Genomic DNA, 12164 nt, shown 5'->3' on the forward strand with positions numbered 1-12164 from the left:
AAAGAAAGACGTTATAATAACATTTTTAACAAAATATACGCTTGAAAACCATTCTGATTTTAATGGGTGGGTCGGTTAAATAATTTAAGTATTCATTAATAAAGGAAAACAGTGACAGTAACAAATAGTAAAGAACGGGTAATGGAGCGAATCAAGCAATATTGGGTATTAGCACGATTTAATCGGCCTATTGGTATCCTGATTTTATTGTGGCCGGCCTTATGGGCGCTTTGGGTCGCCAGTGACGGCAAGCCTGATTTGCCGGTGTTAAGCGTTATTTGTCTGGGCGTAGTACTGATGCGGGCTGCCGGTTGTGTGATTAACGATTATGCGGACAGGGATTTTGATCCTCATGTAGAACGTACCCAGCAACGCCCGATTGCTGCCGGCAAGGTGACGCCTAAAGAAGCCCTTATTCTTTTTGTCGTATTATGCCTGTGTGCTTTTGGCCTGGTGTTGTTGCTTAATATTTATACTATTCTATTGTCCTTCGTTGCGGCATTTTTGGCGGCCAGTTATCCTTTTATGAAGCGCTACACCCAGTTGCCGCAAGCTTATTTAGGGATTGCTTTTGGCTGGGCGGTGCCGATGTCTTTTTCTGCACAAATTAACGCTATTCCTGCGGTAGCGTGGGTGATGTATTTGGCTGTGGTGTTGTGGGCGCTGGTTTATGACACTATGTATGCGATGGTTGATAAGGACGATGATATAAAGATAGGCGTTAAATCAACGGCGATTCTTTTTGGCGCTTATGATCGTCATATCATGGCGATTTTGCAGATTATTATTATAGGCTTACTGATTGCCGTGGGGCAGATGCAGCAGTTGAGCTGGCCTTATTATAGCGGCGTATTAGTGGCGGCAGGATTATCCATTTATCAACAAAAATTGATTTTCCATCGCGAGAAAACCCTGTGCTTTAAAGCCTTTTTAAATAATAACTGGTTTGGTATGGCGGTATTTGTTGGGCTAATGACGGATTATTGGTTGCGTTGATTCTGAAGTTATCAGCTGTGTAGGCCAATGGGATGCCGAAAGTTCAGTTGCCAAAGTTAGATGCGTTACAATGGTGCAACCTAATAAAGGATGCTCTAAATGTTTAGATTAAGCCAATACATGCGGGAACTGATAACCCCGACACCCTTGAAACCAGCGCGCAAGCCGGCAGCTCCGGTGGTCATCTGGAATTTAATCCGCCGCTGTAATCTTACCTGCAAGCACTGTTACACCACCTCGGCCAATATTGATTTTCCCGGTGAATTAACTACCCCACAAATCTATACGGTCATGGATGATCTAAAGGCGTTTAAGGTGCCGGTATTGATTTTGTCCGGTGGCGAGCCGTTATTACATCCTGATATATTCGCTATTTCCCGTCGAGCCAAAGATATGGGCTTTTATGTTGCCCTGTCCAGTAACGGCACTAAAATCTCGGCTGAAAATATTGATGAAATAGCGGCTATTGATTATCAATATATTGGCGTAAGTCTGGATGGCATCAAAGATACTCATGACCAATTTCGGCGGGTAAAAGGTTCTTTTGATGAAGCGCTGCGCGGCGTGCATTTGTGTCTGGATAAAGGGATTAAGGTGGGTATTCGCTTTACCTTAACGCAGGATAATGCGATGGATTTTCCGGCTCTTTTGCAATTAATGGACGATAACGATATCGACAAATTTTATTTGTCACATTTAAATTATGGCGGTCGTGGCAACAGAAATCGTAAAGACGACGCGCATTTTGAAATGACCCGTGATGCCATGGATTTGATGTTTCAAACTTGTTATGACTGGCTTAAAGCAGGTAAGGACAGGGAATTTGTTACCGGCAATAATGATGCCGATGCGGTTTATTTTTTGCATTGGGTTACCAAACATTTCCCGGATAAAGCTGAACATATCAAAGCCAAATTGGAACAATGGGGCGGTAATGCTTCCGGTGTTAATGTTGCCAATATCGATAACCTGGGCAACGTGCATCCTGATACCTTTTGGTGGCATTACGATTTGGGCAATGTAAAGGATCGCCCGTTTTCAGAAATATGGATGGATACCTCAGATCCGTTAATGGCCGGATTAAAACAAATTCCAAGGCCACTGGAAGGCCGTTGTGGAACTTGTCATTATCAAGCTATCTGTAATGGCAATACCCGTGTCAGAGCCGCACAAACCACATCAAACTACTGGGCAGAAGATCCCGGTTGTTATTTGTCAGAGCTTGAGATATCGGCACCTTACTAATTGCCTGGTAGGGCGGTGCAATACCGTCTAATCATTTTACAGATTGGCGGTTAGCTACGAAGCCCGGCATTCAAGACATCGAATCGTTGGGCTTTTTTTACGTTACACCGACTTGCAAAATACCCAACATACCGAATGTAAGCTAAATCATCCAATTCATCGCATAAAACTGTCTCTGTGAGTGCAGTTCGTCAACAAAATATGTTGGCTACTCAACACTTTTCTAGTCAAAATTTTCTCGGTTTCTAAGCGACCGGCTATCATCAAGTCCAGGCTACATAGGCCTTATCAGTAATCAGTGTCATGAAAATTATTTTGGTATGCCTATTGCTTTGCTATCAATGTTAGTTTTTTACTTTTTTTGATTATTGACCACTGCCTGGAAGACTATATGAGTAAATTGATATATCCAATTATTGGCCTGACCCTGACAGTTGTCGGGTGTGCTTCCCTAAATCCGCAACCACTTCAGTCATCGGCAAAGGCGTTAGATGTTGTCAACATAAGAACCATTGAATATTCAGGAGCGGGACGTTGGTATCAGTTTGGCCAAGCCCCGAATCCTACATTGCCTTGGCCACAGTTCGAAGTCAGCAGTTTTAAAGCTGACATCAATTATGTTACGGCTGCCGCCCGCGTACAAATCACCCGTAGTCAAACCATAGAATCAGGCCGCTTGCGTCCGGCACCGGTAGAACAGAAAGTTGATCAGTACATCAGCGGTACTACTGCCTGGAATCTGATACGCCCTGCCAATGCGCCTCAAAGTGCTACGCCAACAGCAACGTCACAGCCAATTGCCGTTGAGGAACGCACGGCGGAAATATGGTCAACACCGCAAGGTTTTTTGAGAGCAGCACTGGCTAATAATGCGGCCACAAAGCCAATCAAAGGAGGTAACGAAGTGTCATTTAAAATTGGCGACAAGTACCGTTTCGTGGGTTACATTAATGTCAATAATCAAGTTGTGAGTGTCAAAACATGGATCGATAATCCAGTGCTGGGCGACACTCTTGTCGAAACCAACTACTCTGATTACCAAGACTTTGACGGCGTGCAATTTCCGGTGCACATCGTTCGCACCCAAGGTGGATATCCCGTGTTGGACATAAATGTGTCGTCGGTGAAAGTTAATCCTCCTGCTGAATTTTCTGTGCCTAAGGAAATCGCCAACGCCAACTTGTCCGTTAAGGTTAAAGCCGACAAGCTTGCCGATGGCGTCTACTACCTTACCGGCGGCACTCATCATAGTGTCGCGATTGAGCAGAGCGACCACGTCGTTATTGTCGAAGCGCCTCAAAACGAGGAGCGTTCGCTTGCCGTTATTGCTAAAGTTAAGGAAATCATTCCCAACAAACCGATCAAGTTTCTGGTTAACACACATGCGCATTTCGACCACGCTGGCGGCTTACGAACCTTTGTGGATGAAGGCTCAACTATCGTGACACATCAGGATAATCAGCCGTATTTTCAGAAAGTCTGGGCACAACCCAGGACACTGAATCCTGATCGACTCGCCCATTCCAAAAAGCCGGCAGCATTTAAAACCTTCACCGATAAATACGTTCTGTCAGACGGCAATCGTTCGATCGAGATTTATCCGATTGCCGGTAATGGCCACAATGATGCCTTTGCATTGGTTTACTTGCCAACCGAAAAGATATTGATCGAAGCTGATGCCTATACGCCGACCGCGCCGAATGCTCCCCAGTCTGCGAAACCGAATCCTTATACAGTAAATTTGTATGAGAATGTCCAGCAACTCAAACTGGATGTAAAACAGATTGCGGCCTTACACGGCCCCAATGTCGTTACGCTTGATAATCTCCGCACCGCTATTACCGTCAGATAGACCCTCCTGCATTAGTTCGTGGTAGCCGGGCAAACCGGTTACCACGAACCCTCATTAGCTTTGTTAATATCCTGAATCAGGCATCATAAAAAAGCCACCTCAGAAGATGAGATGGCTTTAGTTTTATATCACCATGACACGTTGACAGTCATAGTGTCATGCAAGCTTGGATGAATTACGCTTGAGCCTTTTTACGTAAAGCACCTAAACCTAATAAACCGGATGCAAATAACCAAGCTGCCGCTGGAATAGGTACTTGGCTGACAATCGGGGTCTGCGACATGCTTATGGTGCCTGGTGCAGTAAAGGTTAAGCCGGTGATAAAAGCTCTTACGTTGTTTGGATCTAGTTCGGCTGTGGTTTCAATTCCCAGAACCCTAAAGCGATTCACACCACCATCTGCAAACCTATAATTGGATCCGCCGGTTATGGCTGTTGCAAATATGTAATCGAGGTTATTCCATAAATACAGATCATAGTTTCCATCGCCTATATTAGCTGGAAAAAGTACAGAGGCAATATTCGGTCCAGATTGAACTTGATAGTCGTAACCAATTGCTACTGCGGGATCGATAAAAACTTGCTGATTTTCTTGGACGTTGAAATCAAAGGTGTAAGAGCTATCAATTATAACAGGTAGTAAGGGATTTTCTGGGGTCGTGCCAGGAGTTTGACCATTTACGATGCTAAAAGACCATAAACCTGGGGTACCATTAGCGACATTTGTGGTACTGGCAATATTTAGAATGTTATTTGTAAATGAGTCGGGCAAAACAAAGAAGTTAACGTTATCGCCAGCATCAAAACCTGCTTGAGCTGGAATCCCGCCTAGACCATCTGTGCCACCGCTAGCCCCACCCGTTGTCCACTCAAGACGGTCGTAGCGAAATTCTATGTCAAAGTTACCGTTCAATTGGTTTCGCAAAGCCAACTGAAAATTATTGGTTTTATCACTTTGTGCACTGTAATAACCCACATCACTCCAGGTTACGATGGTCGTGTTTGCGTTCACTGCTCCTACGTAAACATCTCCACAGCTTGAACATCTAGTATCAACATCTGCCCAATAAGGCGCGATTGTCGGTTGTGAGCTAATAGGAAAGGATCTCGGGGTGAAACTCCCTAATGTATTTTTAAATGTTATATTTCCATTATTATTAATGTAAAAGTTATTAAATATATTTCCATAGAAATTGATTGCAAATGGCAGATTTAGCTGTGAGCTTGAGCCGTCATCATTTTTTCCCATAGCCAGAGTGCCAAACGAACCGTCCGCTAACGTGAGTAATGCAGTAGCGTTAGCAGAAATAGGGGCAACTAAAGCCGAAAGCATAAATGCAATGGCTGGTGCGCCCCAAAGTTTAGCTCTGTGTGATACTTGAGCTGTATTATTCGATGCTGAATCAGTAGTCAACAAAGCTATTTTTGCTGTTTTTTTTAATTGAATCATTTTTTAAGATCTCATCGTGGGTTGATTTTTCATTAACTTTATTTTTTTAAGAGTGTGTAAATAATTTAGTTCAACTGCCTACTTTTAGTATAGTAGAGGTTACGCATTGACGGTGAAAATAAGCTATGATGATGAGCTGTGAAATCAATGAGAACGCTACTGTGATTGAGCTGGACGGGTTTTGTAAATCCGCTGAGCGGAAAACAGGGCCAAAATAGCTTTTAGGCAGTAGATTTTCTATTCTCGGACAGTCCACTATCAATTTTCCCGTTTGCATTTCTCATTTTTATCAAATAGACTGCCAATTGATCTAACTCAGGATATCCACATAAATTCTTATGGACAAAAAAAGCTTTATTAAAATCAACCATGGTGGATTGGGCAGTTTGCTTAACAGTATCCAGACGCTGTTTGTCGGCATGTTGAGAATATGGTCGATTCCTATCGTATTGATGCTAAGTATCGCTTCGGGATTTACCACTTATTATGGTTTATCACATTTTATACTTCCCTGGATTGCACTGATTATCACCATTGCGATTCAGTCAATTATTGTTATATGCTCACTGGAAATTGCCGGCATTCACTGGAAGGCTAATCGCTTACGTTATTTAAGTGTCTTATTGTCTTTATTCGTCGCCATCACTGCATCCATTACTTTTTCGTATTTCAAGTTTTATGAAGTTTCTCAAAGTGAGACCATACGCATCAGTCGAATTAACGAGATGCGCAAAGATGTGGATGCTTATCTGGCAGCAATTTTGCTTACCAAAGGCGATATTTTAAAGCAACAAAACAGTGAGTTGGAAAAAGCGACTACTGACGTGACCCAGGCCTATTTTGGAACGCATGCACAAATCCCCCCTGCTAATAGAAACGTTGTCGGCGAAGGGCCTTTTTGGAAGCATTATAATCAACGTTATCAGGATAAAAAGGCGCAATTTGACCAGCTTGGCAAAGAATTTCATCTTCTGGACGAGCATATTCGCACTTTGCAAACCAGCTTGAACCACTTGACGGTTGATACGGAAAATAATTTTCAAAAAGCGGTTGCCGGTTTTCAGGAAGTGCAGCTTAAATTTAATCAGCTCGCCACCAATGCTGGATATAACGTTCCACAAGCTCCCATACTAATGACTTATGCCCAGTTTATTCAGGGTGTAACACCGTCCTTTGCGATGTGGAATGACTTTTCATTGTTCGCTTTTTCCTGTGCGGCGATGGTTGATTTTTTTACCTTTTTATTGTCTTATCGACTGGAAAGCACGGCTCCCGGCCCTCTTTCCGAAGAAGAGCAAGAACTGGCTTTTGAATGTATCAGGCAATTTACTCAGTTTAGAATCAATGAAAACGACGAACTTGAAATGGTTATTGAGAAATCGGATATTGAACGGGCCAGACGTTACTCCGATTTATCTCGCATGTTCGCGGTCGGGTTTTTATTAAGTCGTGGCTTTTTGCGTAAAATCGATGAAAGATCGGTAGAGTTTGCGCCTAATCTTTATCCACTGGTTGCTGAACGGATGGGCGCACAGCTTCGGGTCATTAAAGCGCAGTCCCAGGTAGCAGCACAAACTGATAAGAATCAGGTGATCTATGAATAAGAATTTATCACCACTGGATGCCTGGTTAACAGGCGAAGATACCGGGCTTGAGTTGGGTCAGCTATTTTGGGACCCGGGATTCGATGCCGAACGACGCGTTGTTATTGCCAAACTGGGGCCTTATCATCAGTTGTTTGAGCGCCCGCAAAACTTTATTCCCCGTTTTTTTCATCGTGTTTACTCATTACCGATAGAAAACTGGGACTTGACCATAAAAACGAAGCTATATGGTGGATTTTGTAAGTTAACCACAGAGCTGCAAATTCATTTTCAACCAACGCTTAAATTTATAGAAAGAAATCTGGATGTGTTACCTGTCGTTAATCAGGAGATTAAATCCAGCTATGAAAGCGTTATCAAGGATATCGTCAATGCCGAACTAAATCTTCTTAAAGATGGCTTGTGGGTACAGACAGGTTTGGCGCAAATGGAACGGCAAATTGAAAGTGTCATTAATGAAACCTTAATTTTAAAGCATATCCAGTGCCGGACAATTTGTGAATTGACCTCGGTTTTTGAAGAACTTACCGATAATGAAAAGCTTGATGGCCGTTTTACCCAAGAAGCTGTTTATCTTAATGTGATGCAAAAGAACTTTGAATTTCGTGAGAAACAAGCGCAGGAATTGTTTCGGCAGGAAGATGAGCTGGAATTATTGCGTTTAGAACATAAGCAAAAACAATTGGCAGCGATTAATCAGGACGATGAAATCGAGCGACAAAAGCAAGCATTGGTAGCTGAAGCAATCAAGCGGCAATTGGAAGAACAGGAAGTGCAACGTATTGAACAACATGCGATAGAAATGCGCTTACAGGTGGAAAAAACCAACCATCAAATGCAGTTAAAAGAAATAGAGTTGGCGGCAGAAATTCAACATCAAAAGGACAGGCAAATACGTCAGCAAGAACTTGATTTGCAGAAACAGGCTCAGCAACTGGAGCTGGAATTATTGCATGTAGAGTCAAAGCAAAAGCAATTGGAAGCCATTAATCAGGAAGATGAAATTCAGCGACAAAAGCAAGCACTGGAATCTGAGGTAATCAAGCGACAATTGGAAGAACAAGCGGCGCATCGTAGTGAACAACATGCGATAGAAATGCGCCTGCAGGTGGAAAAAACCAACCAGCAAATGGAGTTAAAAGAAATTGAATTGGCAGCGGAAATTCAATATCAAAAAGACCTGCAAATACGTCAGCAAGAACTTGATCTACAGAAACAGGCTCAGCAACTTGAACATGCGCGTGTATTGAAAGAACTACAACGGGATGCTGAAACCAAGGAATATGAAAAAGAGCGCCTTCAATGGCTACAAGGGAAAGAGCAAGAGCAACGCTTAAAACAGCTGGAACTGGATGCCGAACTTAAGGAGCAGGAAATTCATCAGCTGGAACGGCAAAAAATACAAGAAAGATTGGAGGCGGTAAAAATAGAGCACGAAAGTCGTCTGCATAAAATGCATTTGGATGCAGAAATTAAAGAAGTGGAGTTGCGAGCCGAAGCGACCAAGAGTAAAGACGAGCATCTACGCCGGGAAATTGAATGGCTGGTGCTTGACAGGCAACGTGCCGAATTAACACGATCAATAAAAGCCGCCAGCCAGGATGAAGATGGCAAGGGTTAAGTAACTGGTGCAACGACTTGGAAGGGGAAATGCCACAGATTCACAGATTAAATCCAATGAATTCGTTTTCTACACTGATTTTTATTCTCTGTGAATCTGTGAATCTGTGGCATCTGTTTGATTTAAAAAAATAATTATTAGCAGATAGCGATTAAAAAGTCCATTTAACTCCGCCCATCATTTGAAAACCCTGTCCCGGTTGGATGCCGTTAATACGACTGGCTATATAGGTTTTGTTGCCTAAATTGTAACCGTTCATATAGACCTTTACGTTTTTGACCACTTGGTAGTTGGCAGAAACATTAAAAGTGGTATAGCCCGGAATGACGCCTTCTCGACCGGTACGATCTTCTACCAGGGTATTTTCCTTATCGCCAAACTGTTGACTGACGCTTTGCAGACCAAAGCGGATATCCAGACCCCACGGCGTTTCCATACCAATATTGGCGTTAATTAAATGCTCGGGTGCATAGGGCAGGCGATTGCCCTCGACAATGTCGGCATTGGGAACGTCACTGTCGAAATAGGCATCGATATAGGTATAAGCGGTAGTTAAATAATAGTTATACGCGGTGCCGAACAGCCGATCTGAATCCAGTCGTAGTCCTGATTCCATGCCTTGATGAACGCTTTTCCCTGCATTAACCCACATATCATCATCAATCAAGGTTTCATTAACAATTTGATTTTCTAAATTAATCCTAAAGTAAGTCAATTCGGTACTCAATCCAGGCGTTGGTGTGGTTCTTATGCCTGCTTCATAGTTAATGCTTAATTCGGGTTTTACCTGGCCAAGTACATTAGTGGAGGGATTCATTACATCATCAATCCGCGCAGGAGCAAACCCCCGATGAACACCAGTAAACAAGGTGACATTATTGATGCCGTTATAGGTTACACCAACGCCGGGTAAAGCTTCCGTATGCACTGAACTTTCTGATGCACCATCGATATGATTAATATTGTCCTGATAATAATGTTCAAGACGAATACCGGGAGTCAATGTGAAGTCGCCCAGGAAAAAACGGTTTTGACCGTAGAATGATAAAGCCTCGGTATTTAATGAGTTATTTTGATGGCGGTTACGCCCGTTATTGTTATCTCCGGTGCCTTGGGTTGTATCGGTAGGACCGGCATTACCCACATAGCGCTCTCTATCGGCCCATTCAAAATGCCCACGAATACCGGTGGTAGTTTCATTTTTAACACCAAATAAATGATGCATAAAAACCAGTTTTGGCTCAATACCAAAGACATTATAAGTTCTGGGTCGCTGCTCATTGCCGCAGTTGCTAGCCTGGCTAAAATCCGCTTCACTGCTAACCGAGCAGTTATTTAATGAGGAAGAATCGTTAGCCTGACGAACCGATTCACGGAACATATGATTGCCATAAATATTGGTGCTGAAATGAATGGTATCGGACATATCAAATTCATACAACGCTTGCCCTGCATAACGCTGCACCTGAAATTGGTCTTTGCGTAATAAATTGGTGCGAGGGTTTTTTCGATACATTTCACTGGTCAATCCGGATTCACCTACCCGGGCATCTTCATGTGTTAAAGTTCCTTTCAGCATTAACCGGTGTCGGTCATTAAACTTAATCAAACTTTTTAGCGCCAAATCATCCACGGTTTGGTGTTGCCCGCTACGATTTCCATCGGCTTCCTGACGAATATAATCAAGAGACAAACCGACATTATCAACCGTACCACCTAATCTCAGTTGCGTGTCGTAATAACCATTATTGCCGCCTGCAGCGGAAACCGAACCACCAAACTCCTTGGGTATTTCGGCACTGACAAAGTTGACGACGCCGCCTATCGTTTGCGGCCCATACATGATTTGCCCCGAGCCTTTCAATACTTCGATATGGTCAATGCGGTTATTGGTTGGAATATAGTGATTGCTGGGGTCGCCATAAGGCGCTAATTGTATCGGCACGCCGTCTTCCAATAGTTGCGTGCGTGAAGAGCGTCTGGGATCCAGGCCCCGAATACCCATATTAAAACGCCGGCCCAATACATCTTCGTCGACAATATAGATGCCGGGCTCAGTACGTAATGCATCTTTGGTCGATAAAGGGCCTTGACGATCAAGTGTGGTTTTATCAATAACAAAGGCGGCGGCAGGAATATCTTTTAATTGGGCTGGTGCCTGTCCGATAATTTCAAAGCTGGGTAATTCTATAACAGGAGGGCTGTTGTCAATTGAGGCGGCTGTAGCGATAGGGATATTTATTGCCGTCATAATAGTGACGGTCATTATACCGGGGCGAAACCAGGAAGGGGGCTCATCTGAAGCAATGGAAATAGGCCTGCCTTCAACAGCTTTGGCTTTAGGGAATGGGGGCATTATTTTACTAACCTTAAAAATAGCTTAAAAACATCAAGAACTATTTTAGGTGTAGGGGGGTAAGGACTCCTATAGGAAAAATTCCCTAATGTTTAATAATGGCATTTTAGCTGAAAAATGCAGACGCATTAACATGCGGAAAGATATCAAATGACCAAGCTTTTAAGGTCTCAAACTTGTTCAGATCACTATAGCCTGACAATATTTCTTGGCGAATAGCCCAATAATCAACACGCGTTGATCTACTATTAAAATTTCCAGGCTCTTTACCTGCTCCTTAAACTCCGGTTTCTTTGACCTGAGTGCATGTGACCAGATGCAGGTATCAACCAATACTTTCAAGAATGTCGCCCCAGCTTATAATCCGGATCGGGATCAAATTGACCAAATAAATTTACAATCTCCAATTGCTTACGGCGATTAATAAATTCTTTGAACGCATTAATAACCGTATCTTCTTTGGTTTTAAAGTGTGCCAGGGTTAACGCTTCATTAATTAAATCATCATTAATAGCAAGATTTGTAGTCATGTTAAGTATCCTCTATCAAGTAATGAATTAAAGTTATCTGATTGCACTGGATTATGGGGGGCTACTTAAAAGGCTTAGTGGGTTATCGTGCCATAAACAATATTTGATTTTTGTTACAACCAGATAGAATTATTCAATAAGGGCAGTTTTTACAAGCATTCTCACAGCATGAGCCACGTTTTAAGTGATACCATTTTGTAAAGACCATCTTATTGTTCTCATTTAAATAGTCAATACCTTGGATTAAGTTACCATCGCCACGATACTTATGCGCTGCAGCAATTGCATCTTGCAGACTTAATCTATTAATGAACTCAATAATTTTTCCTTGTATAGCTTTGCTTAAGCAATTTTCACAAAGGCAATCCTGCTGAGAATCAACGGCCATAATGGCTGGATAGGCTGCGCACCAACATGATTTTCCAGTTTGAGTAACGCCACAGATTAAAATAGTGCCACATGTTGAGCAGAGTTTATTTTGTGGGCTTACTTCAATTTTCAAGAACCGGA

Annotated in this window: 9 protein-coding genes; 5 read left to right on the plus strand and 4 right to left on the minus strand. The window is 42.7% G+C overall.

Annotated elements, in window-relative coordinates; genetic code table 11:
• The first annotated feature begins 141 nt into the window (after positions 1-141).
• The 3 genes from ubiA (at position 142) to KKZ03_RS09265 (ending at position 4093) form a co-directional block, all read left to right on the plus strand.
• The gene (gene ubiA / locus KKZ03_RS09255) at positions 142-996 is read left to right on the plus strand and encodes a 4-hydroxybenzoate octaprenyltransferase (RefSeq protein ID WP_243221588.1); all 855 of its coding nucleotides are present in this window, start codon (positions 142-144) and stop codon (positions 994-996) included.
• 99 nt (positions 997-1095) lie between these two features.
• The gene (gene nirJ, locus KKZ03_RS09260; protein ID WP_243221202.1) at positions 1096-2241 is read left to right on the plus strand and encodes a heme d1 biosynthesis radical SAM protein NirJ; all 1146 of its coding nucleotides are present in this window, start codon (positions 1096-1098) and stop codon (positions 2239-2241) included.
• A gap of 391 nt (positions 2242-2632) precedes the next feature.
• A complete protein-coding gene (locus KKZ03_RS09265) occupies positions 2633-4093 on the plus strand; it encodes an MBL fold metallo-hydrolase (RefSeq protein WP_243221203.1) in 1461 nt (486 codons plus the stop codon).
• A gap of 175 nt (positions 4094-4268) precedes the next feature.
• Here KKZ03_RS09265 and KKZ03_RS09270 read toward each other — a convergent pair whose 3' ends face one another.
• Positions 4269-5543, minus strand: a complete 1275-nt coding sequence (locus KKZ03_RS09270; protein ID WP_243221204.1) for a nidogen-like domain-containing protein — start codon at positions 5541-5543, stop codon at positions 4269-4271.
• A gap of 338 nt (positions 5544-5881) precedes the next feature.
• Between KKZ03_RS09270 and KKZ03_RS09275 the strand changes: the two genes are divergently transcribed.
• Both KKZ03_RS09275 and KKZ03_RS09280 read left to right on the plus strand, forming a co-directional pair.
• Positions 5882-7147 carry a hypothetical protein gene (locus KKZ03_RS09275; RefSeq protein WP_243221205.1) on the plus strand — a complete coding sequence of 422 codons (1266 nt, stop codon included), beginning with the start codon at positions 5882-5884 and terminating at the stop codon, positions 7145-7147.
• Entirely contained in the window at positions 7140-8768 is a 1629-nt protein-coding gene (locus KKZ03_RS09280) for a hypothetical protein (RefSeq protein ID WP_243221206.1), read from the plus strand. Before KKZ03_RS09275 ends, KKZ03_RS09280 begins: the two co-directional genes overlap by 8 nt.
• Positions 8769-8919: 151 nt before the next feature.
• Here the strand turns inward: KKZ03_RS09280 and KKZ03_RS09285 are convergent, their stop codons facing one another.
• The 3 genes from KKZ03_RS09285 to KKZ03_RS09295 all read right to left on the minus strand — a co-directional run bounded on the left by KKZ03_RS09285 (position 8920) and on the right by KKZ03_RS09295 (position 12156).
• The gene (locus KKZ03_RS09285) at positions 8920-11124 is read right to left on the minus strand and encodes a TonB-dependent receptor domain-containing protein (RefSeq protein ID WP_243221207.1); all 2205 of its coding nucleotides are present in this window, start codon (positions 11122-11124) and stop codon (positions 8920-8922) included.
• Positions 11125-11462: 338 nt separating this feature from the next.
• Positions 11463-11654, minus strand: a complete 192-nt coding sequence (locus tag KKZ03_RS09290) for a type II toxin-antitoxin system VapB family antitoxin (RefSeq protein WP_243221208.1) — start codon at positions 11652-11654, stop codon at positions 11463-11465.
• Positions 11655-11787: 133 nt separating this feature from the next.
• Entirely contained in the window at positions 11788-12156 is a 369-nt protein-coding gene (locus tag KKZ03_RS09295) for a DUF5522 domain-containing protein (RefSeq protein WP_243221209.1), read from the minus strand.
• Positions 12157-12164: the final 8 nt, after the last annotated feature.

Source organism: Methylobacter sp. S3L5C, assembly GCF_022788635.1.
Taxonomy (GTDB): domain Bacteria; phylum Pseudomonadota; class Gammaproteobacteria; order Methylococcales; family Methylomonadaceae; genus Methylobacter_C.